Origin of the sequence: Crossiella cryophila, assembly GCF_014204915.1 — a bacterium.
Lineage (GTDB): Bacteria > Actinomycetota > Actinomycetes > Mycobacteriales > Pseudonocardiaceae > Crossiella > Crossiella cryophila.
This window is the reverse complement of record NZ_JACHMH010000001.1, coordinates 6,038,441-6,065,390: the sequence shown is the minus strand read 5'-3', so window position 1 is coordinate 6,065,390 and position 26,950 is coordinate 6,038,441. Positions and strand designations below refer to the sequence as shown.

Below are 26,950 nucleotides of genomic sequence, written 5' to 3'. Positions count from 1 at the left end.
CGGCCAAGGTTACACGAGCGGGTGGCCGCGCTGGTCAGCGGTTCAGGATTCCGCGCTGGTACCCGGCGGCGACCGCGGCGGCCCGATCGGGCGCGTCGAGCTTGGCGAACAGGTGCAGCAGATGGGTTTTCACGGTGGCCTGGCTGATGTGCGGCACGGCGGCGATCTCCCGGTTGCTGACCGTGCCGCCGCGCGGTGGTTCCGGCGTGCGGACCCGGTCGAGCAGGCGGGCGGCCACCGACGGTGAGAGCCTCGGCGCCACCGGCGACCTCGCCGACGACCTCGAAGTCGGGCTGGGTGCCGAGCATGCCGCGCAGTCCGTCCCGCACCACCGGGTGGTCATCCACGACCAGACGTCCAGCACCACCACATCCTCCATGTAGGACAGGGTCAGATCCACCCGGTCGGCCCGTGCGTGCCTGCCCGCGTTGGCCAGGGTCTCCTGGGCGGCGCGCAGCAGGGTGATCTCCAGTTCGGGGTGCAGTGGCCGGGGGTCGCCGGTGAGCACGCAGGTGGCCGTGACCTGGTGCTGGTCCCGCCAGTCGGTCACGACCCGGCCGATCGCGTCGGCGAGCCCGGCCTGGCGCAGCGGCCCCGGGTGCGGTGCGTCGATGGCCCGGCGGACCTCGACCAGGCTGTCCCTGGCCAGCCGCCGGGCGGTGCCGATCCGGCCGCGCACCGGATCGCCCTCGGCGGCCCGCCCAGAGGCCGGCCAGCCGGCGCTGACCACGCCGATGATCCCGAACGGGGTCATCACCCATTCCAGGGCGTGCAGACCGAACGCGGTCTCCGGGTCGGCGATGGCGAAGGACCAGAGGTGGCTGCGCCGCTCCCCCGGTGGGGTGGTGTGCGCCATGCCCTGGACCAGCGCGACCACGGCCAGCCAGCCGGTGGCCAGGATCAGCAGGGTGCGGTCGCGGACCTTGGTCAGGCAGGTCAGCAGCAGGCCGAGCACGCCATAGAAGCCGAGGACGTCGCCGGGGAAGAGCAGCAGGGCGTGCGCGAAGCCGAAGACGATCAGCCACCGGCAGCGTCGCCGCGCCACCGGGGTGGTTTGCCGGGCGAGGCCGTAGGCGAACAGGGCGGCGAAGAGCGGGTAGGCACGGGTGTCGACCAGGGTGCTGGTGAGCAGGCTGACGATCCGGTCCGGCAGGCCGGTCTCCACGATGTGCTGGCGCAGTCCGTAGGGACGGCCGTAGAGGTAGAGGGTCGAGTTGGCCAAGGCGATCAGCGCGAGCATGCCGCCCCGGGCGAGGTCCGGGGTGAGCAGCCGGTTCTGGCTGTGGGACATGGGTTCCAGCCTGCTGATCATGGCGTTTGGCGACATCGATCAGGCGGTGGCGGAGCGCCCTCCACCGTGGCCGGGGCGGGGTCAACCGGATGGTGGATGCGCGCGGGCCGGGTCGGTGATCAGCAGTGGGTTGCCGGTGGCGAGTTCGGCGAGCACGGTGTCCGCGCCGTGTTCGCGGATCCGGGTTTGTTCGGCCGGGGTGATGCCGACGGCCTGCAGGAACAGCACCTTGCCGTTGGGGGTGACCAGCTCGCCCAGGCCGGGGTCGACGGTGAGGGCGAACCCGGTCAGGCCGGTGGGTGGGGCATCCGGCAGGGTGGGGTGGCCGGTGGCCGGGCGGCGCAGGTCGAGGCGGTGGCCGGGTTCCAGGATGACCAGGCGGGTGTTCACGTGCCGGGCCAGGTGCTGCACGATGTCGAACGGCCAGCCGGGTGCGGTGGATTCGGCGCCGCGGCGCACCCGCAGGGTCAGCTCGAAGCCCCAGCCGGAGAACTCCGGGTCCTCCTCGGGACCGGCCTGGTGCAGTTCGCTGAGGCCGTAGCCGATGTAGTGCCAGTGCCCGTCGGCCGGATAGGCCGCGCAGCCGGCGAGCGCGCCGCCCGGTTCGCCGCGGCCGGGCCGGTAGCCGACCCGCCGCGGCGTGCGGCCCGGGTAGAGGCGGGCCATGGCGGCCTCGATCGCGTCCTGGCCGGGTGCCGGGCGGTCGGTCATCGGCGCATCATGCCGGTTCAGGCGGCCTGGCGCAGGAAGCCGCGCACGGCGGCGGCGAATCCGGCCGGATCGTCGTCGTGGATCCAGTGCCCGCAGCCGGGCAGCTCCAGGAGTTCCACCCCGGGCCGGACCATGTCGGCGGCCAGTGCGGCGGGCAGCAGCGGGCTGTGTTGCCCGCGCAGCAACAGGATCGGGCAGCGCACGGCCAGCCAGTCCGGCCAGTGGTCGCCGAGTCCGCCGCGCTGGGCGGCGGCCATGTCGGCGTAGTCGAAGCACAGCCGCCAGCCCTGGGCGGTCTCGATGGCGCTGGCCATGAAGTAGTCGGCCACCGGCACCAGTTCGGCCAGCGCGGCCCGCAGTCCGGCCGCGGAGTCGGCCAGCAGCGGCCAGCCGGTGAGGTCGAGTTCGGGGTGTTCGACCTCGGGTGCGCGCATGACCGCGCCGAAGTCCTCGACGACGAGTGCGGAGACCAGGTCCGGGTGCCGGGCGGCGAGCTGGAAGGCGTTGAGTCCGCCCAGCGAGTGGCCCAGCACCGGCAGCGGCCCCAGGTCCAGGTGGCGCAGGAACTCCGCCGCGTCAGCTACGAACTCCGCGCGCCCGAAGTCCCCGCCGTGTTCGCTGCGCCCGTGCCCGCGCTGGTCGAGGGCGATCACCCGGAACTCGGTGCCCAGATCGGCCGCCAGCCGCGCGAACTGGCTGCCCCGCCCGAAACTCCCGTGCAGGGCGAGCAACGGCCGTCCCGGTCCGCCGAAGTCGACCTGACCGAACCGCCGCCCCCGCAGGTGCACCGTTGACTCGATCACGCCCGCTCGCCGGGCAGCAGCGTGCACAGGCCGCGGATCGCGTTGCGCCGGAAGGAGACGAACTCGTGCCCGCCAGGCGCCTCGAAGTAGTCGACCCGGTTTCCCTTGGCCCGCAACACGGTCCGGAAGTGCCGGTTCGCCGCGCGCGGGTCGACGCCGGGGATCCACGGCACGTTCCCGGCTTCCAGGACGCCGCAGTCCAGCCAGAACCGGACCGGTACCGCGGGCGCGTCGGCGTACTGCCGGGTGAGCCATTCCGGTTCGCCGTCCTTGCCGCCGAGGGTGGCGGCGATGGGGTGGTCGGCGTAGCCCCACCAGAAGGACCCGGAGTTGGACAGCACGTTGCCGTAGACCTCGGGCCGTTCCAGGGCGGTGTAGGCGGCGGCCAGTCCGGTGAGGCTGTTGCCGGCCAGGACGGTGCGGGCGGGGTCGGTGCTGACGTCGAACTCGCGCAGCAGCGGCGGCAGTTCGTCGGCGAGCAGCATGGTCAGCGCCGGGTCGCAGGTGCTCTCCCGCAGCCGCGCGCCCGGCCGGTCGGCGACCTCCGGGGTGTGCACGAAGGCGACCACGACCGGGGCCAGGGCGCCGTCGGCGATCCGGTTGTCCAGCGCGGTGGGCAGGTCGGCGACCCGGGTCCAGCACTCCCCGTCGAGCATGACCACCAGGGGGAACGGCCCGTCACCGACCGCGGGCCGGTACACGGTGACCCGGCGTTCGTTGCCCAGTGCGGCCGAGGTCAGCCGCAGTTCGGTCAGCGTCCCCTTGGGCACCTCCGCCGGGGTGAACCAGGGCGCGGGTTCGGTGCCGGGGAGTTCGAGGATCGAGTCCCACTGGTGCTCGGGCAGGTCAAGGCGCCCGGCGATGAGGCCGGTCTGCGGGTAGAGCCGCTTGGGGTTGAACGGATCCGCCCGCCAGCAGTCGACCTGGCGGCGCAGCGCCTCGAAGGGGTCGGCGATCAGGTCGCCGGGGGCCGGTTCGTCCACAATGTACTGATAGCCGCTGGTGACATCGGCGGGCACGGTGGTGGACAGGTGCCAGATGTCGGTGCCCTCGATCCGGTGCATCGGGTGCGCGGGGGCGAGGTGGTCGGGGAAGAGCTGTCCGGCGCGGATCGAGACGGACTCGGCGGGGCCCAGCCAGACGAAGGTGACGAGCACGGAGCCGGGGGTGCCGGGGACCGGTTCGATCAGCGGGCCGCCCGCGGTGCGGAGGTGGGCGGCGAGGTCGGCTGGGGTGCCGGCGAGTGCGGCGAGCGCGGGGCTGGTGATCGTCACGGCGACCTACCTTCGGGCACCGGCGGCCGGGGCGCAACCGGGTTCCGGGCTAGCTGAATCCGCCCAGGAACTCCGCCGCCCGCCGCATGCCCAGCGAGCTGCCTGCCCGCCGGAACTGCTCCGCCGCCCGCTCCCCCAGTTCGACGGCCTTCGCGGTCGCGCCCAGGGCCGCGTGCACCTCGGCGCATTCCAGCACCGCCCGGATGGCGACGACCTGGGAGTCCATCCGGCCCGGCTGGAACAGGACCGGCTCGATGATCGGCAGTGCCTCCGCCGCCCGGCCAAGCGTCCGCAGCGTTTCCGACAATCGGATCCGGGTCTCGTCGACAAGGCCGCCCGTGTCGCGCTTCAGCTCGGCGAGGGCTTCCTGATGACAGCCAAGGGATTCGGCGAGGCGGCCGGCCCGACGGTGCAGCACGCCGAAGACGTTCAGCGCTGATGCCCGCAACCGGTGGTCGTGGGCATCAGCGATCTGGGCGTGCACCTCTTGGGCGATGGCGCGGGCCTCAGCATCCCCACCTGCGTCGATGAGGACTTCGGCGAGCCAGATCCGCATCGACATGGCGCTGTGCCAGAACTCGCTGTTCTCGGTGATCTCGACGGCGTGCCGGAGCCGCTTGATAGCGGGCTCGAGCTGCCCGCGTTCCCTCTGCCCGAAGGCCAGGGCGGCGAGGAACCCCGACTGGTCGCCCGTGTTGGCGGTCAGGGCCAGACCCAGTTCGGCCTGGTGGATGAGTTCGTCGATCTCCCCTACCGCCCACAGCCCGTGGACGAGCACCGAGGTCGCCCCCACCTGACCGTCGTGGTCGCCGAGAGCGGCACAACGCCGACTGAGGTCCTCGGCCTCGGTGAGCACCTCGGGCGGCCACCCGTCCCGGAATCCGGCAGCCAGCAGCCGCGCGATCTCGACAACGCCTCGCTCAGGCACGCCTTCGGTCAATTCGTAGGCGCGGTCGATCCATTCGGCACCGAGATCGTTGCGACCGGACTCCATCAGGTGTTCGCCGAGCATGAGCGCCAGGTGCGCCTCGGCCGCCCGGTCGCCGTCCTTGGCCGCGGCCTGTTGCCCGGCTGAGCAGACAGCGGTGAGATCGCTGGAGAGACCGTGGCCGAACAGATCGGGCAACATCGCGGTGGAGAGCTGGTGGCAGGCGCGGTACGGCCCCTGCTGGGCGGCATGCTCGACGGTGGCGAGCAGGACCGCGCGTTCGGCGATCAGCCAGTCCGAGGAGGCGGCCACCGCGGTGCTGGCGTAGTGCTCGGTCAGCCGGTCCAGTGCCGCCGGGCCGTCAACGTCCGCCGCACCGAGTTCCGCGGCGTAGAGCCGCAGCAGGTCGTGGCTGGTGTGCCGGTCGTCCTCAGCCGTCAGCAGCCCCGCGGTGGTCAGTTCGGCCAGCAGCGGGGTGGCCTCGGCGCCACACAGCGCGGTGGCGGCCGGGGTGGTGATGTCCGGGCCGGGGATCAGGCCGAAGAGGCGGAACAGGCGGCGGGCGGCGGGACTGAGGCGTTGGTAGGACTGGGCGAAGACGCCGCGGACGGCGGCGTCGGGGTCGCCGGTGATGGACAGCGCGGAGAGGCGGTTGCCCGCGCGCAGGCGGGTGACGTGGGTGGCCAGGTCGGCCTCGTCCAGGGCGTTGGCCGCGGCGATGCGCAGGGCCAGGGGCAGGCGGCCGCACAGGTCCAGGAGGTCGCGGGCGGCTTCGGGTTCGGCCTCGACCTGGTCGCCGAGCAGGCTGGTGAGCAGGTCGAGGGATTCCCGGGTGGTGAGCACGCCGACCGGGCAGGAGTGCGCGCGGGGCAGGGCGAACTCGGCGCGGCTGGTGGCCAGCACGGCGCAGTCGCCCAGGTCGGGCAGCAGGCCGGGGTCGGCGAGGTTGTCCAGCAGGACCAGCAGTCGCCTGCCGGCGGTGACCTCGTGCAGCAGGGTGGTCAGCGCGGCGGTCTCGGCGGGGAGTTCGGCCGGGGGCAGGCCGAGCGCGCGCAGCAGGCGGGCCAGCACCTGGGCCGGGTCGGTGATGGCGCCGGTGGTGTAGCCGCGCAGGTTGACGTGCAGCAGGCCGTCGGGGAACCGGGGGCGCAGCCGGTGCGCCAGGTGCACGGCCAGTGCGGTCTTGCCGATGCCGGGCGGGCCGGAGAGCAGCACGGTGGCGCCGGGGCGCAGTGCGGCGTCCAGGTCGGCGAGCAGACCCGCGCGGCCGATGAACGCGCCGAGGTCGCCGGGGAGCTGGTTGACCGGCCGCCAGGTACGCGCCGGGGTGGCCTCGCCGGTGAGGATGGCCTGGTGGGCGGCGCGCAGGGCCGGACCGGGTTCGGCGCCCAGTTCCGCGGCCAGCAGGGTGCGGGCACGCTGGTAGGCGGTGAGCGCCTCGCCCTGCCGGTCGCCCTGGCGCAGGGCGAGCATGAGCAGCCGCCAGAAACCCTCGTGCAGCGGGTGCCGGGCGGTGAGCACCTGGAGTTCGGCGACCAGGTCGGCGTGCTGCCCGGCGGCCAGGTCCAGTTCGATCCGGCGTTCCAGGGCCCGCAGCCGTTCGGCCTCCAGGCGGGGGGCCTCGAGTTCGTGCAGGCCGTCGGCGGGGATGCCCTGCAACGCGGGGCCACGCCACAGCTCCAGGGCCTCGTGCAGCCGCTGCCGCTCCCCCGGGCCGTCGGTCAGCAGCGCCCGGAACCGGTGCACGTCCACGGTTTCCGGCGGCACCGCGAGCCGGTACCCGGTCGGCTCGGTGTGCAGCAGGTCCGCGCCGAGCTGCCTGCGCAGCCGGGAGACGTAGGTCTGCAGGGTGGCTTTGGCCCGGTCCCCGGCGTCCCCGGCCCAGAGTTCGCGGACCAGGTCGCCGACCGGGACCGTGCGGCCCGCCCGCAGCAGCAGGCAGGCCAGCACGACCCGGTGCTTGCTCGCGCCGATCTCGACCGTGCGCCCGTCGATGACCACGTCCAGGGGGCCGAGCAGGCGGAAGTCGAGGGCGCGCACGGTGCCTAGAGTGCCACGCCCAGCAGCGCGTCGACCGCGGCGCGCACCAGTGCCGGCGCGGCCGGGTCGCCCCCGCCGCGCTGCTCAAGGGCCTGCGCCGCCCAGGCGTCCACAGCGGCCAGCGCGCGCGGGGTGTCCAGGTCGTCGGCGAGGTGGTCGCGCAGCCGGTCCACCAGCGATGCCGCCTCGGGTGCGGTGTCCAGGGCGACCGCGGCCCGCCAGGTGTCCAGCCGCCGCTGGGCGGTCTCCAGCAGTGCCGCGCTCCACGGCCGGTCGGCCCGGTAGTGATCGGCGAGCAGGCCCAGGCGCACCGCCATCGAGTCGACCTTGTCCGCGCGCAGCCGGGAGACGAAGACCAGGTTGCCGCGGGACTTGGACATCTTCTCCCCGTCCAGCCCGATCATCCCGGCGTGGCTGTAGTGCCGGGCGAAGGGCTGGAACCCGGTGAGCGCCTCGGCGTGCGCGGCGCTGTACTCGTGGTGCGGGAAGATCAGGTCGGACCCGCCGCCCTGCACGTCGGGTCCGGCGCCGAGCCGGTTGAGCGCGATCACCGAACACTCGATGTGCCAGCCGGGACGGCCGCGGCCGAACTCGGAGTCCCAGGCGGGTTCGCCCGGCCGTTCCAGGCGCCACAGCAGCGCGTCCAGGGGGTGCCGTTTGCCGGGGCGGTCGGGGTCGCCGCCGCGTTCGGCGAAGTAGCCGAGCATGGTCGGCTCGTCGTAGTTGGACTCGTAGCCGAACCGGCCGGTGGCGTTGTGGTCGAAGTAGATGTCGGCGTACTCGTCATCGTCCACCCGGTAGGCCGCGCCCTCGGCGAGCAGCTTGCCGATGGCCTCGGTGATCTCCGGGATGGCCTCCACCGCGCCGACGTAGTGCCGCGGCGGCAGCACCCGCAGCGCCTCCATGTCCTCCCGGAACAACGCGGTCTCCCGCATGCCCAGGACCACCCAGTCGTCCTGGTCCCGGATGGCGCGTTCCAGCAGCGGGTCGTCGATGTCGGTGACGTTCTGCACGTAGTGCACGTCGTGCCCGTTGTCCAGCCACTGCCGGTGCACCAGGTCGAAGGCCAGGTAGGTGGCGGCGTGGCCGAGGTGGGTGGCGTCGTAGGGGGTGATGCCGCAGACGTAGAGCCGGGCGGTGTCGCCCGGGGTCGTCGGCCGGACCTCCGCGGTGGCGGTGTCGTAGAGCCGCAGCGGGCGGGGGGTGCCGGGGAGCCGGGGTACCGGAATTGACGACCAGGTCTGCATTCCTCAGACGATAATCAACAGTTCCGCATGAGTCACAGCCCACCGCGCTTCCGCGTGATCCTCCCAACATGAGGGAATTCCCTGGTCAGCGGCGCACAGCCGCCATCGGCAGTGATCGGCCCAGCCAGGGCAGGGCGGCGGTGGCGAGCGCGAGGACCCCGGCGAGCAGCAGCCACGGGATGGCGGGGCCGAAGGCGGTCAGGCCGATCACCGCGGGCGCGGCCACGTTGGAGGCGCCGAAGGAGTACTGGAAGGCGGCCACGTACCGGCCGCGCGCGCCGGGTGGGGCGGCCGCCTCGGCCAGTGCGGTGGAGGTGGGCGCGTGCACCAGGGCGGCCAGGCAGCACACCAGGGTGATCACCAGCAGGTAGGGCAGCTGCCACGGCGCTGGCACCAGCAGGGCGGCCGCGGTGGCCAGGGCCCAGCCGATCCACAGCACCCCGGCACCCAGCAACGCGGTGGTGCGTGGGACCTCGCGCAGCCAGTGCACCACCGGGACCTGGAAGAACAGCCGGAACACGGTGCTGACGACGACGACCGCGCCGACCGTCCAGGCCGGGGCGCCCAGCACCAGGCGCAGGTAGACCGGGATGCCGAGCACGAACAGGTCCACGGCCAGCGCGAAGGCGAAGTTGACCAGGATCAGTCCCAGGTAGGGCCGGTCCCGCAGCAGCGACCGGAAGCCGCCGTCGCCAGGCTCGCTGGGCCGGTGCGCGACCGGCCGGACGAAGCGCAGCAGGATGGCCGCGCACACCAGGAAGCTGATCGCGTTGCCCGCCGCGACCAGCCGGTACGCCCAGTCGCCCTGCCCGATCAGCAACCCGGCCACGCCCGCGCCCGCGCCGAAGCACACCGACATGGTGACCCCGGCCAGCGCGAACGGCTTGTCCTTGGCGATCTCGGCGGACAGGTCGGCGATGAGCACGAACACCGAGCAGTAGAACCCGCGCTGCCCGGCCGCCAGCAGCGCCGCGGCCAGGAACGCCTCCGGCACACTCGTGGCGACCAGGTACAACACCGCGCCCGCCGCCTGCACGAACTGGGCGGTGACCAGCACGGCCCTTGGCCCCCACCGGTCGACCAGGTGCCCGGCCAGCGGCGGCACGAACAGCCCGACCGCGGTGGCCGCCGCGCCGACGATCCCGGCGGTGGGCAGGTCCACACCGATGACGAAGGTCAGGTACAGCACGCTGATCGGCAGGAACACCCCGGTGCCGAAGGAATCCACCCCGAGCGCGACCAGCAGCGCGTTTCTCCCCATGTTGTCCAGACAACCAGACGGGTCAGGGCGTGCCGGGCGTCGGCCCCGCGGGATGTCCGTACAGCCCTGGCCCGTCCACCCGCAGCCGGGACAGGAACTCGGTGCACTCGGCGTAGGAGCTGGCGATCAGCTCGCTGGTGAACCGGAAGTCCAGGGGCGTGACCGGGCGGGCGGGGGCGCCGGGCAGGTAGACGATCGGCGCGAACTCCGCGCACCTGGTCGCCTCCAGCACCGCCTGGTTGCGGGTGGCCAGGGTGGCCCAGAACAGCAGGGTCTCCGGCAGCGAGGCGGGCACGCCGGGCAGGTGGCCGGGGAAGGCGCAGTCCAGCACGATCAGCGATTTCGCGCCCATGCTCAGGGCCTGCCGCACCGGCACGTTGGCCAGCACGCCCCCGTCGTAGAGCACCTGCTCGCCGATGCGCACCGGCGGGTAGATGCCGGGGATGGCCGCGCTGGCCAGGATCGCCGGGACCAGGTCGCCCTCGTGCAGCAGCACCGGCAGCGCGGTGACCGCGTCCACCGCGACCGCGCCGAAGGGCAGCGTCAGGTCGGTGAACCGGGTGGCGCCGTCCAGGCCCTCGGCGAGCACCTCGGCCAGGCCGGTGTTGCGGAAGAGGTGGTTGCGCCCGGCGCGCAGGGTGCGGAGTTGTTTGAGCGGGCCGCCGGGGAAGACCCGGGAGCGGGTCATCTTCGCCCACATCCGGGTGAGCCGCCCGGCCGCGTGCTCCGGGTCCAGGGCCAGCAGCGAGCCGTTGACCGAGCCGACCGAGGTGCCGATCACCAGATCGGGGCGGATGCCGTGTTCGGCCAGCGCGCGCAGCATGCCGACCTGGATGGCGCCCAGGCTTCCGCCGCCGCCGAGGACGAAACCGACCGGGGTCGGCAGGCCGTGATCCAGCACGGCGAGCATCGTCTCATGTGGACTGAGCGAAATGGGGTTGCGGCGCGATCCGGGCGGTCCTAACGTGGAACGCGTCCCATTGCCGTCCCAGGGAGTACAGGTTGACCGGCTGAGGTTACGAGTCACCGCGACGTTGAGGCATGTCCGCCTCCGCCCGTGCTCGGACCTGGCCGCTCCCTTCTTGGACGCGTTGCCTCCCTCCTGAGTTGTGCCGTCGCCGTGCGCTCGTCCGTCGCCCCCCTCTTTCTTCGCGACGACTTCCCGGGAGGTGCGCATGAGCGCATCCATTGTGTGTTCCGCGCTCGGATTCCGTTGGCCTGACGGTGATTCCGTCTTCACCGACCTCAACCTGCTCATCGGCGAAGGCCGGACCGGGCTGATCGGGGTCAACGGATCCGGGAAATCCACCCTGCTGCGGCTGCTGGCCGGTGAGCTGACCCCCGCGTCCGGGTCGATCAGCATCACCGGCGAGCTGGGTTACCTGCCGCAGACCATCACGTTGGACGCCACCAGGAGGATCGATGACGTACTCGGTATCACGGCGCAGCGCCAAGCCCTCGCGGCGATCGAATCCGGTCGCGGCACCGAAGCCGACTTCGGCGTCGTCGGCGAGGACTGGGACGTCGAGGAACGCACCAGGGCCACCCTCGACCGGCTCGGCCTCGGCCACCTCGACCTCGACCGCACCGTCGGAGCCGTCTCCGGAGGTGAGTCCGTCCTGCTCGCGCTTGCCGCGCTGCTGGTGCGACGGCCGCCGGTCCTGCTGCTCGACGAGCCGACCAACAACCTGGACCTTCGTGCCCGCCGCCTGGTGCACCGCGCCGTAGCGGACTGGCCGGGGGTGCTGGTGGTGGTCTCACACGACCGGGAACTCCTGGACCTGGTGGACCGGATCGCGGACCTGCGCGAGGGCGAGGTCCGGTACTACGGCGGCAACTTCAGCGATTACGAGGCCGCGGTGGCCGCCGAACAGGAGACCGCGCACCGCCTGGTGCGCGCGGCCGAGCAGGACCTGCGGCGGCAGCAGCGGGAGATGATCGAGGCGCGGACCAAGCTGGACCGGCGGCAGCGGTACGGGCAGAAGATGAGTGAGCAGAAACGGGAGCCCAAGATCGTGATGGGCAACCGGAAGCGGGCCGCGGAGGTCTCGGCCGGCAAGCACCGGAACATGCATCTGGAGAAGCTGGCCGAGGCCAAGGACCGGGTCAAGGAGGCCGAGGAGGCGGTGCGGGTGGACGAGGAGATCCGGATCCGGTTGCCGCACACCGAGGTCCCGCCCGGCCGCGAGGTGCTTCGACTGTCCACAGTGGAATTGCGCAACGGTCCGGTGCTCGATTTGGACCTGCGCGGGCCGGAGCGGATCGCACTGGTCGGGGCGAACGGCTCCGGCAAGACGACCCTGCTGCGCACCATCGCGGGCACCCTGGCGCCGGTGTCCGGGGAGGTGGCGCTGAAGGTCCCGATGCGCTGGCTGCCACAACGCCTGGACGTGCTGGACGACCGGTTGTCCACGATCGACAACGTGGCCGCGGCGGCGCCGGATGCCTCGGCGCAGTCGATCAGGGCCCAGCTGGCCAAGTTCCTGCTGCGCGGCCGCAAAGCCGAACAGCAGGCCGGCACGCTCTCCGGCGGCGAACGCTTCCGCGCATCCCTGGCCACCCTGCTGCTCGCCGAACCCGCCCCGCAACTGTTCCTGCTGGACGAGCCGACGAACAACCTGGACCTGGCCAGCGTCGCCCAGCTGACCCAGGCCCTGACCGCCTACGCCGGCGCCCTGGTGGTCTCCAGCCACGACATCCCGTTCCTGCGTTGCCTCGGCATCACCCGCTGGCTACACCTGGACACCGACCTGACAGAGGTAGACCCCATGTGATCCACCCGGCGTGTTGGGGCAAGAGCGAAGATCAAGAGCGTCCTCGCCGGACGGGCAGGAATCAAAGGATGGGGGGGAAATCAAGAACAAGAGCACAGAGCAGTGCTCGTACGGTTCCCCCATCCCCGTCAGCCTTCCGATACCAAACCACATCCCGGGCAAGCGGCCGGTCGCGTTGGGGTTCGCCGGGTGGCGGTTTGTGTTGCGGGCCGCTTGCCCGGGATGTGGTGTGTCCTCTCCAGGCTGACGGGGATGGGGGAACCGCTCGGGGAGTGTTGAAAAGCCACCCCGGCCGCCTGTTCGGGCTTCACCCGCCTGCCCGTCCGCAACGGCCAACACACCGTCCCATAACGGCCAACACTGGGTACGAGAACGGCCAACACGCGCGGAGGGGGTTCAAACCCGAACCCTCCCCCGGCGTGTTGGCCGTTCTCGTACGGTGTGTTGGCCGTTATGGGCGGTGTGTTGGCCGTTCTCGTACGGGGTGTTGGCGGTTTTGGGTCAGCGGGGGCGGCGGTTGCGGAGGTAGTCCGTGACCACTGCGGCGCCCAGGCCGTCCAGGTCCGGGGCGACTACGCGGCCGTTGCTGCGGCGGGCCATCAGGTCGACGAATCGGGTCAGCCGCGGGTCCTCGCCGAGGCGGAACACGGTGAGGTTGCTGCCCAGTCTGGCCAGCGCGTCGAGTTCGGCCAGGGTGCGGGCCAGGGTTTCCGGGCGGGGTGGGTAGTCGAAGACGGCCTCGCCGTCGGGTTCCAGGTGCGCGGTGGGTTCGCCGTCGGTGACGACCAGGACCACCGGCTGGGCGTCGGGGTGGCGGCGCAGGTGCCGTCCGGCGAGCAGTAGTGCGTGGTGCAGGTTGGTGCCCTGTTCCCACGCGCCTTCCAGCGCTGTCAGTTCCGCGATGCCGGTGGTGGCGGCTTCCCGGCCGAAGGTGATGACCTGCAGGGCGTCCGCGCGGAAGCGGGTGCTGATCAGGTGGTGCAGGGCCAGCGCGGTGCGTTTCATCGGCAGCCACCGCCCGTCCTGGACCATCGACCAGGAGGTGTCCACGCACAGCGCGACCGCGGCCCTGGAGCGGTGTTCGGTCTCGGCGATCTCCACATCGGCCACGTCCAGGCGCACCGCCCGGTCCCGTTGGGCGGCGGCGGTGCGCAGGACGGCGTTGCGCACGGTGCGGCCGACGTCCCACGGTTCGGTGTCGCCGAAGCGCCACTGCCGGGTCGCGCCGCTGAGTTCGCCGGCGGCGCCCGCGGCCTGGCTGGCCCGGTCGCCGCGGCGGGTGCGGATCTGGTCGAGCACATCGCGCAACGCGGTGTCGCCGAGTTGGCGCATGGCCTTGGGGGTCAGGCGCAGGTCGCCGTCGGGGGCGCGTTCGAGCAGGCCGCGGTCGCGGAGCTGGCGTTCGAGGTCGGCCAGCCGCCGCATGTCCACGGTGGACTCACGGCCGAGCTGGCGGGCGAGGGCCTCCAGGTCGATGTCCTCCAGGCGCGCGCCGGGGTAGGACTGGGCGAGTTGTTCGGCGAGCTGGTCGAGTTCGGCCAGGTCCTGCAGCGCGGCCGCGCCCTCGGCCATACCCAGGGGGTTCTCACCGCGGAAGCGGCCGCGCCCGGTCCAGTCCTGACCTGGCCGGAGTTGCCGGAGCTGGTTGTCGAGCTGTTGCAGCGACTGGGCCAGCCGCGGGTCGCCGAATGCCTGCTGGGAGAGCTGGGCGAGTTCCTGGCGTTGCTGCTGGGACAGCGAGTTGAGCAGGCGCTGGGCGGCGGCGGCCCTGGCGGCGAGCAGGTCGACGAGTTCGTCGACGGTGCGCGGGTTCTCCGGGAAGAACTCGCCGTGCCTGGCCATGAACTCGGCGAACTTCTGCTCGATGTCGGGTGCGCCCTGGGCCCGCTGGCCGAGCAGCGCGGACAGGTCCTCGAGCATCTCCCGCACCCGTTCGACGTCCTCGGGCGTGGTGGCCTTGAGTGCCTCGCTCATCCCGCGGAAGCGCTGTTCGAGGGCTTCCTGGCCGAGCAGTCGCCGGATCTCCTGGAAACTCTCCCTGGCCTCGCTGGAGCGCCACTGGTATTCGGCGAGTTCGCGCACGGCCCCGGCCGGGCTGCCGGGCAGTTCGTCGAGCTGGAACTCCTGGAACCGGGCGTCGTCGTCCAGGTCCCTGGCGAGGGCCTGTCGTTCCTTGGTCAGCGCCTGCTGGAGCAGCTCCTTGACCTGCTCCAGGGTGCCGTCCAGGCGGTGGCGTCGTTGCAGCTCACTGCGCTTGCGCCAGAGCCGCTGGGTGATCTCGTCGAGTCCGTGCTGTTCGGGCAGGCCGCGGCGGAGCAGTTCACGCAGTGCGGCGTCGGGCGAGCGGCCCTCCATGACGTCCCGGCCGATCTCCTCCAGTGCCGCGCGCAGGTCGGGCGGTGGCGCCAGCGGGTCGGGCCCGCCGGAGAACGGCCCATACCGGTAGCGCCGAACCGGATCGCTCATGTCCGTCACCCTACGCCTGCCGATCACCGGCCCCGCAACGGAAAACGGCAGGCCGCCGGAGGGAGCGCGGCCTGCCGTCGATTCGCTGGTCAGCAGGCGGTGAGCTGCCCGAAGGCGACCGGCTTGGCCCGGGACTCGGTGTGGGTCCACCGGGGCGGCACCGTGGTGCACGGGCCGGCCGGACCGGGCACGAAGTTGACCCGCACCCGCACCGGGAAGTCGCAGTCGTTGCGCACGGCCACGGTCACGTGCGTGGCGGAGTCCCCGACCAGCGCCCGCACGCAGCTGGGCACCGCGGCGGACCCGGCGGCCTGTGCGGGCGCGCTGACGGCCAGCGCCGCACCCCCGGCCAGTGCCAGGCTCGCCCCGGCCACGACGATCTTCCTCAACGACTCACGCATGGTTCTCCCCTGCTCTGGCCCCGCGGAATGTCCCTGTCCCGCCACGTAACCAGAACCAGGACGATCCCGGCACCGCATTCGGCCACAACTGAACAGACCCGGGAAAGCTGCCGGTTCAGGGCAGTGCGCGCCGCCCGACCGGGAAGTCGAAGTAGGTGCTCGGGAAGGGCTCGTTGTTGAGGGTGAAGTGCCACCATTCCTCGGCCAGGTTGCGGAACCCGGCCGCGATCAGGGTGCCGCGCAGCAGGTCGCGGTGCACCCGGGCCGGGCCGGTGATGGCCGGGTTTTCGGTGTGCGACAACGGGTCGAAGCAGTCGTAGCCGGTGCCCATGTCCACCGTGTTGTCCGGGAACCGCTGGCCCACCGGCGCGAAGCACGGCACCAGGGGCTCGCCGGGCCGGTAGGGGCGCTGCGGGTGGACGGGGAGTTTGACCAGGGTGACGTCCAGGGTGCTGCCGCGGCTGTGCCCGGACTTCTCCGCGATGTAGCCGTCGGCGAAGAGCCGGGACTTGTCCACGTTGGGGTAGAACTCGGGTTTCATCCGCTCGTCGGCGAGGTCCTTGGCCCAGCGCACGAAGTGGTCCACCGCCCGCTGTGGCCGGTAGCAGTCATAGACCTTGAGCGTGTAGCCCTGCCGCAGCAGCACACGCTGGGCGGCGCGCAACGCGGTCGCGGCCTGCCGGGTCAGCACGCACAGCGGCTGCCGGTAACCGTCGATGCGTTCGCCGACGAAGTTGTGCCGCCCGAAGTAGCGGATGTCGTGCCGGATGGTCGGGTCGACCTCGTGCAGGGCGACGAACCCCGGCGGCAGCCCGCCCCCGGCCGCGGTGGCCGGGGGCGTGAGCGTGGCGCAGGCGGTCAGGGCGAGCAGGGCGGAGCCGATGGCTCGGCGCAAACGCGAGGACATCGGCCTGTTCTACCAGCCCCGGAGGGGTTTCAGGCCCCGTAGACGGCGTCTCCTGATTCGAGATCCTTGGCCAGGTTCCTGGATAGGTAGAGCGACTCCAGGGCCAGTTCGACCACGGCGGCGATCCGGCCGGGCGGGTCGGTGGCCTGCACGCCGAAGCGGGCGGCGACCTCGTGCAGCACCGGCAGTTCGGGCAGGGCCGCGAGGACCTCGGCGGCGCGCACCCGCGGTCCGGTGCGCACCGGGTGTCCCTCGGCGACGGCCTCGACCAGGGAGCGCAGGTCGATCCCGGCCAGAGCGGTGCGGGCGGTCTCGGCCAGGGAGCGGCGCAGCAGGTGGGTGAGCAGCTCCTCGGCTTCTTCCTCCAGGCCGGCGTGGAACTCGAGTTTGCCGCGCAGCACCGGGGTCACCGCGTCCAGGTCCACCGGCCGGGCCACCGCGGGCCACTCACCGGTGCGGGCGGCGCGTTGCAGGGCAGCGGCGGCCACGGTCTCGGCCGCGGACACGGCGAAGCGGGCCGAGACGCCGGAGCGCTGGTCGACCGCGCTGGACTCGCGCAGGTGCCCCACGAAGCGGGCCAGGACCTCCAGGAGCGGGTCGCCGACCTCGGCGACCAGGTCGGCTTCCTGACGGACCAGGTTGATCTCGTCGTCGAGGTCGCTGAGGTAGTGGGTGCGGATCTCGGCGCCGAAGCGGTCCTTGAGCGGGGTGATGATGCGGCCGCGGTTGGTGTAGTCCTCCGGGTTGGCGGTGGCCACCAGCAGCACGTCCAGTGGCAGCCGCAGGGTGTAGCCGCGGACCTGGACGTCGCGTTCCTCCATCACGTTGAGCAGCGCGACCTGGATGCGTTCGGCCAGGTCGGGCAGTTCGTTGATGGCCACGATGCCGCGGTGGGCGCGCGGGATGAGCCCGAAGTGGATGGTCTCGGGGTCGCCGAGGCTGCGGCCTTCGGCGACCTTGACCGGGTCGACGTCGCCGACCAGGTCGCCGACGGAGGTGTCGGGGGTGGCGAGTTTCTCGGCGTAGCGCAGCGAGCGGTGCAGCCAGGCCACCGGCAGGTCATCGCCGAGTTCGGCGGCGCGGCGGCGGGAGGCGGGGGTGATCGGGTCCAGGGGGTGTTCGGCGAGTTCGGCGCCCTCGATCACCGGCGTCCACTCGTCCAGCAGTTCGGCGAGGGTGCGGGCCAGGCGGGTCTTGCCCTGGCCGCGCTCACCGAGCAGCACCACGTGGTGGCCGGCCAGCAGGGCGCGTTCCAGCTGCGGCAACACGGTCTCGTCGAAGCCGACGATGCCGCGCCACACCGGACGCTGTTCGCTCAGCGCGGCCAGCAGGTTGGTCCGGATCTCCTCGGCGACACCGCGCGGCTGGTGCCCGGCGGCGCGCAGGGCGCCCGCGGTGCGCGGCAGATCGGCGGGAGCCGTAGGCACACTGGTGTTCACTCGGGCGACGGTACGCCTGTCCGCGGGCTGCCCGCCGCCCGATATCGATGATCAACCTGAGGGAGGCCCGTGCGTCCTGGGGACATGCGGAAGTTTCGACCTCGCCGGTGGCTGGTGTGGACCCTGGTGATCATCCTGGTGGTGGCCGGTTCGCTGTGGGGCACCTGGGAGCTGACCAACGCGCGCTCCTTCCAGCTCTACGGCGGGCTCACCGACCGGGTCGGCACCGGCGAGAAGGTGGTCGCGCTGACCTTCGACGACGGCCCCACCGAGCACACCCCGGAGGTGCTGGCCGCCCTGGCCGCGGCGAAGGTGCGGGCGACCTTCTTCGTCACCGGCCGGGAACTGGCGGCGAATCCGGGTCAGGGGGAGGCGATCGTGCGGGCCGGGCACGAGCTGGGCAACCACAGCTACTCGCACGAGCGGATGGTCCTGGTCGGCGAGGACTTCGTGCGTTCGGAGATCGAGCGCACCGACGCGTTGATCCGGGCGGCCGGGCACACCGGGCCGATCCACTTCCGGCCGCCGAACGGGAAGAAGCTGTTCACGCTGCCGCGCTACCTGGCCGCGCACCAGCGTCAGACGATCATGTGGGATGTGGAGCCAGAGTCCGACGGCACCAACGCCGCCGACCCCGCCGCGATCACCAGATCAGTGCTGGAGCGGACCCGCCCGGGGTCGATTGTCCTGTTGCACGTGATGTACCCGGTGCGGCAGCCGTCCCTGGCCGCGGTGCCGGGGCTGATCGCCGGGCTGACCGAACGCGGCTACCGCTTCGTCACGGTCTCCGAGCTGCTCGCCCTGCGTCGCTGACCGGGCGGCAACGGCAACGCGGCCGGGGTCTCCACGACCCGGCCGCGCTGTGCCGCGGGTTGTTTCCACCAGCCCGAGCACCCCTGGGTGCACGGGTGGGACAGCTGGGCGAACCGGAAACTCCCGTCCGCCTGGGGCACCGGCTGACTCCACGTGATGAACCCGGTGTCCGCGCACCAATGGCAACGCGGCGCTAAGTCGGGTTCACTGCTTCGGGATGTCTCCGGTTCCACCGCATCTCCCGCAAGGGCCGTAGTCGTTGTCGACGTCCACTCCGGAACCCGCACACCGGGGGCAGGTCTCGAACTCGAACCGCATCCTCTCACCCACATCCGCCTTGGAGCCGTTGCCGCGCAGTCACGATCGGGTCGAAAACAGGACACGGCCCACACCACGTTTCGTGCATGAGACGACGGGCTTTCCCGGGAATGACGACCACGTACGAGTGAAGCGTCCCTTACCCGTGTGGACTGGATTCGAACACGGCATGCTGTCGCCATGGCCACCAAGGTGACGCGCACCCAGGCCCTGGCGTACCGGATGGCCGCCCAGGGCCTGCACCGCGAACAGACTCTCGCCCGTGAGCTGGACGTGTTGTCCCTGGGCGTGCAGGACTCCCGGGGTTCGGCCCGGCTCGCGCTGGCCGCCCGGCTGCCGGGCCCGCCGGAACTGACCGAGGACCTGGCCCTGCTCTGGTCGGTCCGCGGCGCCCCGCACCTGCACCGCCGCGCCGAGCTGGCCGCGTTGTCCGCGCAGCTGTGGCCAAGAGACGAGAAGGACGCCTTCGCCCGGCTGGCCGCGGAGCGGAAACCGTTGCGGGAAGCCGGAATCCCGTCGCTGACCGCGTTCGGCGAGGCGAGTGCGGCGCTGCGTGCGGCGGTCACCGGGCCGATGACCAAGGGTGAGGTCAGCGGCGCGGTGACGAGTCTGCTGCCCCCGGCCTACTCCTATGACTGCCGCACCTGTGCGTCCCGGCACATCTACGGCGGCCTGTTCCAGAGCATCGGCCTGTTCGCCGGCGTGCGCCACGACCTGACCAGCCCCACCCTGGTGATCAGTCCCCTGGAGGACCGCGCGCCCGTCCCGGACACCTCCGCCGGCGCCACCCCGCTGATCACCGCCTACCTGCGCCTGCACGGCCCAGCGGGCAAGGCCGAGGCCGCCGCCTACCTCGGCACCTCCCAGGCCGCGCTCACCCCGGTCTGGCCTGGCGGGCTGGCCGAGGTCGACCTGGACGGCGCCCCGGCCTGGCTGCCCGCCGACGCCCTGCCCCTGCTGCGCAAGCCACCCCAGGACACGATCGTCCGGCTGCTGCCCCCGCTGGATCCCTACCTCCAGTCCCGCGACCGGGAACGCCTGGTGCCGGAAGCGGCGCACCGCAAGGAGATCTGGAAGATGATCGGCAACCCGGGCGCGGTGCTGGCCGACGGCGAGATCACCGGCATCTGGCGGGCGAAGACCACCGCGAAACGCCTGGACCTGACCATCACCGCCTTCCAGCCACTGACCAAGTCCCAGCGCGCCGCCGTGGACCGCGAGGCCGAGCTGATGGCCACCATCCGCGACCTGCCCGAGGTCCGCGTCACGCACGCCTGACCATTGACACGCAACCATCCGGTTGCCTAATCTCACCTCCAGAAAGGCAACCGAACGGTTGCCAATGGAGGCGGCCGGATGGACTTCGACGCGGTGTTCAAGGCCCTGGCCGACCCCACCCGCCGCCGCCTCCTCGACGCCCTGCACAGCCACGACGGGCAGCGCCTGCACGAGCTGTGCGCGGGCACCGACCTCACCCGGCAGGCGGTGACCAAGCACCTGGCGATCCTGGAGGCCGCCAACCTGGTCGTCACCACCCGCGCCGGCCGGGAGAAGCTGCACCACCTCAATCCGGCCCCGCTCAACGACATCACCAACCGGTGGCTCGGCAAGTACGACCGCCAACAGCTGAACGCGCTGGCCACCCTCAAGAAAGCCTTGGAGGACAACGATGAGTGACCTCGACTTCATCTACGTCACCTACATCAAGACCACCCCGGACAAACTCTGGACCGCCCTGACCAACGGCGAGTTCACCGAGCAGTACTACGGCGTGCACCTGGTCTCGGACTGGCAGGTCGGCTCCCTGATCCACTGGCGCGAGGAGGACGGCAGCCTGGGCACCTCCGGCGAAACCGTCCTGGAATCCGACCCGCCGCGCCGCCTCAGCTACACCTTCAAGGTTGGCGCGGACTACCCAGACCTGCACGCCGAGGAGGCATCCCGGGTCACCTTCACCCTGGAACCCGACGGCGAGACGGTCAAACTCACCCTCACCCACGACCGGTTCGACCCGCGCGGGCAGGTGCGCGCCTCGGTCTCACAGGGCTGGCCGGCGATCCTCTCCGGCCTCAAAACCCTCCTGGAGACCGGCGAACGCCTGCCCTGACGGTGCCCGTGGTTATCGTGTCGGGGTGACCACGGACGTCCTGCTCAGCCACCCCGACCTGGGCCAGGCCGCCCCGGCGATCGTCGACGGCCTCCTCGAACCGGGCGCGCAGGCCGCGCAGGCGCTGCTGGTGCTGGGCAAGATCGCCCGCACGAGGTTCTGGCTGCCGCCGTCGATGGTGAACCGGCTCATCGCCGAGTCCGACCCGGTGTTCACCGCGGACGGGCAGGTCCTGCGCGCCGAGTCCTTCTCGCCCTGCTGCGGTGTGCACGCCCGCCTGGACCTGCGCCCGGTCGGCCACCTCGGCAGCGGCTGCACCAACGTGGACCTGTCCGAGGCGACCCGCTCGGTGCTGGCCGGCGTGGCCGGTCAGGAACCACTGCACCTGACCGTGCGCGGCGAGGGCATCGCGCTGCGCACCCTCGACGGCGGGCACCAGGAGTCCCGGGTGCCGCTGCCGGACCGCTGGGTGGCCGGGTTCGCCGAGATCGCCGCGGTCACCGCCCGCGCCACCCCGCGTGCCGAACTGGGTCCGGCCGAGGCCCGCGCCTTCCTGCGCCAGCTTCCGACCAAGGCCACCGCGGCCTGGGCGGTCCGTTCCGGCCGCGGCCTGCGGCTGACCGCGCGGGGCGGCCCGGCGGCCATCCCGGCCACCGGCCTGCACCGGCTACGCGTGGTCGACCCCCTGGTCCGCTTCACCGAGGGCCTCACCGTGTACGCCACCCCCGGCGCCGAAGTCGCGAGCTGGGTGCTGCACCTGGACCGGGCCCGGCTGACCGTGACCCTGTCCCCCACGCCGTCCCGCGGTTTCTCCGGCGAGGGCGGCTGGCTGACCGCGCTGGCCGCGGGCCTGGACAGCGGGGACGACCTGGTCACCGGCCGCACCGGCCACGACGTGGTCGACGGCACCTGGTTCGCCCGCCCACTGCCCTCTGGCCGGGCCCCCGGCAACGCCCGCCTGACCAAGGCGAAAGCCCTGGTCGAGGCGGGTGCGGTGCGGGCGCTGCCGGCGGGCGGCTACGAGATCGCGCACGGCGGTTCGGTGCAGCGGGTCCGCCTGGACCCGGCGGGCTGCACCTGCGCCTGGTTCGCCGAGAACCAGGAGAGCCGGGGCCCGTGCTCGCACCTGCTGGCCGCCCGGATGTCAGCGGGCCAGTCGTGAGGCCGCCTTCGCCGCCTTCGAGGACCCGCTGAACCCGCCCAGCCACTGCCGGGTCTCCGCGCTGATCGCCCCGGCACCCCGCTCGAGCTGTTCCGCGGCCAGCTCCAGCAACGCGAACACCCCGCGCAACCCGGGATCCAGCGCGGGCAGCAGTGCGTCCACAGTGGACAGCACCGCGGCCGGATGCTCCCCCGCCACCACCGACAGCCGCTTGACCAGCCGCGTCGGCGTCAGCTCCGCCCCCAGTACACCCAGCGCCCGGCCCAGTGCCCGCGGCCCCAGCAACCGCTGCTCGAACAACGCCACCGCGACATCCACACCCAGCTGCGCGCCCTCCTCACGCCGGGTGTTGAGGGCCGCGGCGATCATCATCACCCCGGCGAACCCGGGCGCCGACGGCCGGTCCAGGTAGGGGGTCAGCCCCGCGATCTCGGTCGGATCGGCGACCTCGATGTCGAAGTAGAACAGGTGCTGGGCCACCGTGGCGTCCACCCAGTCCCGGTCATAGGGCGAGGACAGCACCTCGTGCGGAAGGGTGTACCCGTCCCACACCCCGTCCCACGGCCACTCGGTCGCCCAGCCCAGCCACAGCCCCTTCGGCGTCACCGGCTCCGGGCTCTCCTCGAAGAACAACTTGGTCAGCCCGAAGGAGTCCTGGCCCACCCGCGCCGACCACACCACCTCCGGCCGCGGCTCGCCCCGCAACGCGGCGAGCGGATCAGCCGCCTCCGGATACCGCGCCCTGGTCGCCGCCAGCCCGACCCAGTCCTCCGCGACCACGCCATCGCCACCCAGCGCGTACCGCACGACCTCCGCGTAAGGCCCGCTCAACCCCGCCGCCAGCGCCAGCGCCTCGCGCCGCCCCTCCGGCGCCAACCGCAGCAACGCGTCCACCACATCAACCTCGGCCACCGCCGGGTGCTCGATCATCCGGGTCACGAACACCACCGGATCCAGCCACCCGCCCTCGTGCGTGGCCGCCGACACCGGCACCGCGGTGCCCGCGAGCAACGCAGCCACCCGATGCCGCAACGGCAGCTGCCACCCCGAGCCCAGCTCCGGCGGCACGACCTCCTGCCCCGCCAGCCCCAGCACCAACGACCCGACCAGCTGCTGCAGCAGGCTGGGCTGCCGCCCACCCAGCACCTTCCTGGCCCGCTTGACCAACGGCGCCACCGCCCCAGCCACATCCCCGTCAACCCGGGACGCCCCACCCAACACCGCCAGGAAGAGATCCGCCTGGTGCTCATCGGCCAGCAACGCCGACAACCCCTCCGCCAACGCGGCAGGCGAATCCGGCACCCCCAACGGCCGCACCAACATCCGCCGCTGCGCCCACGGCACCACCACCGGCTCCGGATACGCGGCGTCACTCACCACCACCGGCGCGGGCGCCGCCAACGGCACATCCAGCCGGGCCGCGGCCAACTCCCGCACATCCGATGCCTCATGCCCCAGCCCAGCCCGGAACACCTCGGCCGCCACCGCGGCCAACTCCGGCCGCCGCTTCACCACGACACCGGCCAACCGCACCGCCAGCTTGGCCGTCCCGGCCCCCCGCCCCGCGGCCGCCGCAGGCAGATGCCGCAAGGCGACCTCGTCATCCAACAACCCCGCCTTGTCCACCGCCCCCAACGCCTTCACCGCGAAAGAGACGGTCCGAGGCAACCCACTCCCACACAACCGCGCGTACCGATGCTGCAACCCGGCGCGTTCCTCCGCCGAGGGCGCCAACCCCTCATGCAACGCCGTGTACCACTGAGCCCGATAAGCCGAGAAGTCCCGCCCCAGCACCTCCACGGTCAGCTCCAGCAGCCGCGCCCGGTCAACCTCCCCACTCCGGCTCAACTCCACCAGCGCGGGCCCCCACTTCTCCGACTCCGCCACGTACTTGTCATAGGCGGCGAAACTCGAATCCCCGGCCCCCTCGACCGGCAACAACTCCCACAGCTCTTCCAGCGCCCCCGGCTCCTTCCGCAACCGCTCGGCCAACGGCAGCTCCGGCTCCCCCCAATGCCACCCGAACCACCCGGCGAAGTACTCCGCGGTCCGCACCGGCTCAAGCTCCCCAGCCCGAACCAACTCCCGCACAACCCCCCACCCCACCGGCCCCCGCACCGCCCGCTCAGCCAGTACCGCCCGCTCAGCAGGCTCCCGCGCCAGCAACACCCGCCGCAGAATCCCCGGATCCCCGACCCGCAACTCCCGCCACAACGGATCCCGAGCCGAAACGGAGGCCATCAACGCCACCGAAGCCCGCTCCGCCCCCTCCGCATCCCGCGCGCCAAAACTCCCCGGCGGCCCCTCGACGACCTCCCGCCCCTCCCGCAACACGGCCGTCAACTCCGGCACCAGTTCCCGCCGCCGCTCCCGCGACAACCCCAGCACCCGGGTCAGCACATCCTCGGGCCCACCAGCCAACACCTCACGCAGCAACACCCCGCCAACCTAACCCCCAACCCCGACAAGAGCCCGCCCAATAACCCAGGTCACAGCCCCGCTCACGGCCCGCACACACCCACCGGCGCCCCAACCCACGCGCAAGCCGCTCCGCTCCCCCACCCCATGCGCGGATCCCACGGCCCCACGCCGGACCACGAACCTGATCCTCACCGGTCGCGCTGACCGCGCCAGCCGGGCCGGCCACTCCAACCACGCCAACCGCACTGCCCGCACGGGCGCACGGGCGCACGGGCGCACGGGCGCACGGGACCGAACTTCGCCCGCCAGCACCGAATGCCGGAGGCGGCCCCAAGCCCGGCAGCGCCCGCCGCCGCCACTGCCCGCTCACGCCGCACCGAACCGCACCGGGCCGGACCGGGCCGGGCCGGGCCGCGGCGCGTCACAGTTCCTCGTCCTCGACCTGGGCCCGGGAGGGGCCGAGGCACTCCAGCACTGGCAGCCCAGGCTGCCCGCCCGCTGCCCAGAACCGCGGGCGAGGCCGGTTGCGGGCACTCACACCTGCCCCGTCACCCGGTGACCCTGCCCCATCACCCTGCAGCCTCGGCCGTCACCCAGCACCACCCAACGCCAACGACCATCCCCCACAGCCGACCGCGCCGCCCTACCTCGGCCATGACCTACAACTCACCCGAGCCCCAGCCCGACTCCGAACACGAGCCCGACCTCAAGCTCGATCCCAACCCGAACTCGATCCCGACCTCGACCTCGGCCCCAGGCACCGACCGAACCGAGCCTCCGGCCCTCCGCCCCGCCACCGCTCACTAGCGGAACGCTCAAACCCCCGTTTTGGTTGCCTCGCCGTCTGGATCTTCTAACCCGACCGGGTGAAAGATCCTCGGCGACCAGGCCCTATGCGCCACCAAATCACCCAGATCGCCCGAAACCCATGCCACCGACGACCCGCCTCAGCAACGGGCACCCCCACCACGACGAGCACCCACCACCACCCCACCAGCCTGGCACCCACCCGACCCAACGCCAAACCAGCCAAACCGACCAAACCGCAAGCCCCGAGAACGCAAGCCCCTGAAACGCAGCCCCCAGAACAAAGCCCCTAAAACGCAGGCCAAGGAATAGGCGGCCAGTCCCCACCCGGAGCCGGAAAAACCCCAGCCCCCAGCAACTTCTCCGTCCGCTCAACCAGCATCCGCACCTCGGTGATCGTCAGGTGCTCATGCAACGACTCCCCGAACTCCCCATCCAGCCCGGCCCGCAACCGCCGCAGCCCGTCCACCGCCTCATCCCCCAGCGGCTCCCCCAGCCACCCCCACAACACCGTCCGCAACTTGTCATCGGCGTTGAGACAGATCCCGTGATCCACCCCGTACACCGCGCCGCCGACCTCGTGCAGCACGTGGCCGCCCTTGCGGTCGGCGTTGTTCACCACCACGTCCAGCGCGGCCAGCAGTCGCATCCGCGGATGGTCGGCGTGGGCCAGTGCCGCGGGGTCGCCGTAGCGGTCGTGCGCGCGCAGCACTTCCCGCCAGCCCGGCGGCACGTCATCCGGCGGCAGCAGGTCGACCAGGTCTGCCTCGGGCTCGGTGTCCACCCACAGCTGGACCATGCCCTCGCCGAAGGGGCCCGGACGCAGGATGGTCGGCGGGACCAGGCCGAAACCGGCCGCCTCCGACACCAGGTAGGTCGCCACCTCGCGGCCGGCCAGGGTGCCGTGCGGGAAGTCCCACAGCGGGCGTTCGCCGCGGATCGGTTTGTACACGCACTGCGCCTGCACACCGTTGTGCTCGATGCCGCAGAACAGCGTCGCGTTGGAGGCGTCGACCAGCCGACCCTGCACGTCCAGTGTGCCACGGGTCAGCAGTTCGACCGCGCCGTCATCCCCAGGTCGCACCGGCGTGCTCAGCTCGGCTCGCCGCGGCGGTAGCCGTTCTGCCGCGGGCACACGTGGCCCTCGGCGTCGAGCGGCTCGTTGCACAGCGGACAGGGTTTGCGGCCCGCGCCCACCACCCGTTCGGCGCGCTGGGCGAACGCCCTGGCCTGCACCGGGGTGAGGAAGACCCGGACGGCGTCGGGGCCCTCCTCGGTGTCGTCGAGCACGACCGACTCGTCGATCTCCTCCTCGGTGACGGCGAGTAGTTCGACGACGACGGCGCTGGCCTCGGCGTCCCAGCCCAGACCCATGGTGCCGACGCGGAACTCCTCCTCGAGCGGCACTTCGAGGGGTTCGGTGTCGACGAGGTCGTCCGGCGCGTCGGGTGGCACCTCAGCGCCGAAGCGCCGTTGTACCTCCTCGAGCAGCGCGCCCAGCCGTTCGGCCAGCACCGACACCTGTTGCTTCTCCAGCAACACGCTGACGGTACGGCCGTTCTCGCTGGCCTGGAGGTAGAACGAGCGGTCGCCTGGTTGCCCGACGGTTCCGGCGATGAACCGTTCGGGCTGGCGGAAGAGGTGAATGACACGTGCCATGGCACCACTGACCCTAGGCCACGGCCCCGAGGGCGGCAGAGGCATCCCCGTCATCCGGGATCGGCGACGCGAATTCACCTGCTGACGATCACTGTGGTGATCTTCTGTCGACATCGGACGG

At 72.2% G+C, this 26,950-nt stretch carries 21 protein-coding genes; 6 read left to right on the top strand and 15 right to left on the bottom strand.

Annotated elements, in window-relative coordinates; genetic code table 11:
- Positions 1–34: 34 nt before the first annotated feature.
- The 8 genes from HNR67_RS45835 to HNR67_RS26515 all read right to left on the bottom strand — a co-directional run bounded on the left by HNR67_RS45835 (position 35) and on the right by HNR67_RS26515 (position 10,465).
- Positions 35–1,291: a LuxR C-terminal-related transcriptional regulator gene (locus HNR67_RS45835; RefSeq protein WP_185004938.1), complete on the bottom strand. Its 1,257-nt coding sequence runs from the start codon at positions 1,289–1,291 to the stop codon at positions 35–37.
- An 81-nt stretch (positions 1,292–1,372) separates the two neighbouring features.
- Entirely contained in the window at positions 1,373–2,002 is a 630-nt protein-coding gene (locus HNR67_RS26545; RefSeq protein ID WP_185004937.1) for a suppressor of fused domain protein, read from the bottom strand.
- A 17-nt stretch (positions 2,003–2,019) separates the two neighbouring features.
- Positions 2,020–2,805 carry an alpha/beta fold hydrolase gene (locus HNR67_RS26540; RefSeq protein WP_185004936.1) on the bottom strand — a complete coding sequence of 262 codons (786 nt, stop codon included), beginning with the start codon at positions 2,803–2,805 and terminating at the stop codon, positions 2,020–2,022.
- Positions 2,802–4,079: an alpha/beta hydrolase gene (locus HNR67_RS26535; RefSeq protein WP_185004935.1), complete on the bottom strand. Its 1,278-nt coding sequence runs from the start codon at positions 4,077–4,079 to the stop codon at positions 2,802–2,804. Before HNR67_RS26535 ends, HNR67_RS26540 begins: the two co-directional genes overlap by 4 nt.
- A 49-nt stretch (positions 4,080–4,128) precedes the next feature.
- A complete protein-coding gene (locus HNR67_RS26530) occupies positions 4,129–7,047 on the bottom strand; it encodes an AfsR/SARP family transcriptional regulator (RefSeq protein WP_185004934.1) in 2,919 nt (972 codons plus the stop codon).
- A 5-nt stretch (positions 7,048–7,052) separates the two neighbouring features.
- On the bottom strand, positions 7,053–8,294 hold the full coding sequence (gene mshC, locus HNR67_RS26525) for a cysteine--1-D-myo-inosityl 2-amino-2-deoxy-alpha-D-glucopyranoside ligase (RefSeq protein ID WP_185004933.1): 1,242 nt from the start codon (positions 8,292–8,294) through the stop codon (positions 7,053–7,055).
- Positions 8,295–8,379: 85 nt separating this feature from the next.
- Positions 8,380–9,555 (bottom strand): MFS transporter, encoded by a 1,176-nt coding sequence (locus tag HNR67_RS26520; protein WP_185004932.1) that lies wholly within the window; start codon positions 9,553–9,555, stop codon positions 8,380–8,382.
- Between the two features lie 22 nt (positions 9,556–9,577).
- Positions 9,578–10,465 (bottom strand): patatin-like phospholipase family protein, encoded by an 888-nt coding sequence (locus tag HNR67_RS26515; protein WP_185004931.1) that lies wholly within the window; start codon positions 10,463–10,465, stop codon positions 9,578–9,580.
- 265 nt (positions 10,466–10,730) lie between these two features.
- Between HNR67_RS26515 and HNR67_RS26510 the strand changes: the two genes are divergently transcribed.
- Entirely contained in the window at positions 10,731–12,329 is a 1,599-nt protein-coding gene (locus HNR67_RS26510; protein WP_185004930.1) for an ABC-F family ATP-binding cassette domain-containing protein, read from the top strand.
- 501 nt (positions 12,330–12,830) lie between these two features.
- On the opposite strand, the gene HNR67_RS26505 is transcribed toward HNR67_RS26510, so the two are convergent.
- The 4 genes from HNR67_RS26505 to HNR67_RS26490 form a co-directional block, all read right to left on the bottom strand.
- Positions 12,831–14,795 (bottom strand): vWA domain-containing protein, encoded by a 1,965-nt coding sequence (locus HNR67_RS26505; RefSeq protein WP_185004929.1) that lies wholly within the window; start codon positions 14,793–14,795, stop codon positions 12,831–12,833.
- Positions 14,796–14,884: 89 nt separating this feature from the next.
- The gene (locus HNR67_RS26500; protein ID WP_185004928.1) at positions 14,885–15,196 is read right to left on the bottom strand and encodes a hypothetical protein; all 312 of its coding nucleotides are present in this window, start codon (positions 15,194–15,196) and stop codon (positions 14,885–14,887) included.
- Between the two features lie 115 nt (positions 15,197–15,311).
- Positions 15,312–16,103 (bottom strand): M15 family metallopeptidase, encoded by a 792-nt coding sequence (locus HNR67_RS26495; protein ID WP_185004927.1) that lies wholly within the window; start codon positions 16,101–16,103, stop codon positions 15,312–15,314.
- A gap of 29 nt (positions 16,104–16,132) precedes the next feature.
- Positions 16,133–17,530 carry an ATP-binding protein gene (locus HNR67_RS26490; protein WP_185011121.1) on the bottom strand — a complete coding sequence of 466 codons (1,398 nt, stop codon included), beginning with the start codon at positions 17,528–17,530 and terminating at the stop codon, positions 16,133–16,135.
- A gap of 96 nt (positions 17,531–17,626) precedes the next feature.
- On the opposite strand from HNR67_RS26490, the gene HNR67_RS26485 reads away from it, so the two are divergent.
- The 5 genes from HNR67_RS26485 (at position 17,627) to HNR67_RS26465 (ending at position 21,942) form a co-directional block, all read left to right on the top strand.
- On the top strand, positions 17,627–18,355 hold the full coding sequence (locus HNR67_RS26485; protein ID WP_185004926.1) for a polysaccharide deacetylase family protein: 729 nt from the start codon (positions 17,627–17,629) through the stop codon (positions 18,353–18,355).
- Between the two features lie 498 nt (positions 18,356–18,853).
- Positions 18,854–19,951: a winged helix DNA-binding domain-containing protein gene (locus HNR67_RS26480; RefSeq protein ID WP_185004925.1), complete on the top strand. Its 1,098-nt coding sequence runs from the start codon at positions 18,854–18,856 to the stop codon at positions 19,949–19,951.
- Positions 19,952–20,029: 78 nt separating this feature from the next.
- Positions 20,030–20,350 (top strand): ArsR/SmtB family transcription factor, encoded by a 321-nt coding sequence (locus tag HNR67_RS46375; RefSeq protein ID WP_185004924.1) that lies wholly within the window; start codon positions 20,030–20,032, stop codon positions 20,348–20,350.
- Positions 20,343–20,780: an SRPBCC family protein gene (locus tag HNR67_RS46370; RefSeq protein ID WP_185004923.1), complete on the top strand. Its 438-nt coding sequence runs from the start codon at positions 20,343–20,345 to the stop codon at positions 20,778–20,780. The genes HNR67_RS46375 and HNR67_RS46370 overlap by 8 nt, the downstream gene beginning before the upstream one ends.
- A gap of 25 nt (positions 20,781–20,805) precedes the next feature.
- Complete coding sequence (locus HNR67_RS26465) at positions 20,806–21,942, top strand: SWIM zinc finger family protein (RefSeq protein ID WP_185004922.1); 1,137 nt, start codon at positions 20,806–20,808, stop codon at positions 21,940–21,942.
- Here the strand turns inward: HNR67_RS26465 and HNR67_RS26460 are convergent.
- The 3 genes from HNR67_RS26460 to HNR67_RS26450 all read right to left on the bottom strand — a co-directional run bounded on the left by HNR67_RS26460 (position 21,925) and on the right by HNR67_RS26450 (position 26,829).
- Positions 21,925–24,381 (bottom strand): DUF6493 family protein, encoded by a 2,457-nt coding sequence (locus tag HNR67_RS26460; RefSeq protein WP_185004921.1) that lies wholly within the window; start codon positions 24,379–24,381, stop codon positions 21,925–21,927. The genes HNR67_RS26465 and HNR67_RS26460 overlap by 18 nt on opposite strands.
- 1,078 nt (positions 24,382–25,459) lie before the next feature.
- Positions 25,460–26,254, bottom strand: coding sequence for an SCO1664 family protein (locus HNR67_RS26455; protein WP_185004920.1), 795 nt, complete (start codon positions 26,252–26,254; stop codon positions 25,460–25,462).
- An 8-nt stretch (positions 26,255–26,262) separates the two neighbouring features.
- Positions 26,263–26,829, bottom strand: coding sequence for a DUF3090 domain-containing protein (locus tag HNR67_RS26450; protein WP_185004919.1), 567 nt, complete (start codon positions 26,827–26,829; stop codon positions 26,263–26,265).
- Between the last annotated feature and the right edge of the window lie 121 nt (positions 26,830–26,950).

Excerpts from the sequence above, each read along its gene's own strand:
- HNR67_RS26520 (WP_185004932.1), bottom strand. The coding sequence starts at position 9,555 with ATGGGGAGAAACGCGCTGCTGGTCGCGCTCGGGGTGGATTCCTTCGGC.
- HNR67_RS45835 (WP_185004938.1), bottom strand. The coding sequence starts at position 1,291 with ATGTCCCACAGCCAGAACCGGCTGCTCACCCCGGACCTCGCCCGGGGC.
- HNR67_RS26510 (WP_185004930.1), top strand. The coding sequence starts at position 10,731 with ATGAGCGCATCCATTGTGTGTTCCGCGCTCGGATTCCGTTGGCCTGAC.
- HNR67_RS26450 (WP_185004919.1), bottom strand. The coding sequence starts at position 26,829 with ATGGCACGTGTCATTCACCTCTTCCGCCAGCCCGAACGGTTCATCGCC.
- HNR67_RS26505 (WP_185004929.1), bottom strand. The coding sequence starts at position 14,795 with ATGAGCGATCCGGTTCGGCGCTACCGGTATGGGCCGTTCTCCGGCGGG.
- HNR67_RS26515 (WP_185004931.1), bottom strand. The coding sequence starts at position 10,465 with ATGCTCGCCGTGCTGGATCACGGCCTGCCGACCCCGGTCGGTTTCGTC.
- HNR67_RS46370 (WP_185004923.1), top strand. The coding sequence starts at position 20,343 with ATGAGTGACCTCGACTTCATCTACGTCACCTACATCAAGACCACCCCG.
- HNR67_RS26485 (WP_185004926.1), top strand. The coding sequence starts at position 17,627 with ATGCGGAAGTTTCGACCTCGCCGGTGGCTGGTGTGGACCCTGGTGATC.
- HNR67_RS26480 (WP_185004925.1), top strand. The coding sequence starts at position 18,854 with ATGGCCACCAAGGTGACGCGCACCCAGGCCCTGGCGTACCGGATGGCC.
- HNR67_RS26495 (WP_185004927.1), bottom strand. The coding sequence starts at position 16,103 with ATGTCCTCGCGTTTGCGCCGAGCCATCGGCTCCGCCCTGCTCGCCCTG.
- mshC (WP_185004933.1), bottom strand. The coding sequence starts at position 8,294 with ATGCAGACCTGGTCGTCAATTCCGGTACCCCGGCTCCCCGGCACCCCC.
- HNR67_RS46375 (WP_185004924.1), top strand. The coding sequence starts at position 20,030 with ATGGACTTCGACGCGGTGTTCAAGGCCCTGGCCGACCCCACCCGCCGC.
- HNR67_RS26500 (WP_185004928.1), bottom strand. The coding sequence starts at position 15,196 with ATGCGTGAGTCGTTGAGGAAGATCGTCGTGGCCGGGGCGAGCCTGGCA.
- HNR67_RS26545 (WP_185004937.1), bottom strand. The coding sequence starts at position 2,002 with ATGACCGACCGCCCGGCACCCGGCCAGGACGCGATCGAGGCCGCCATG.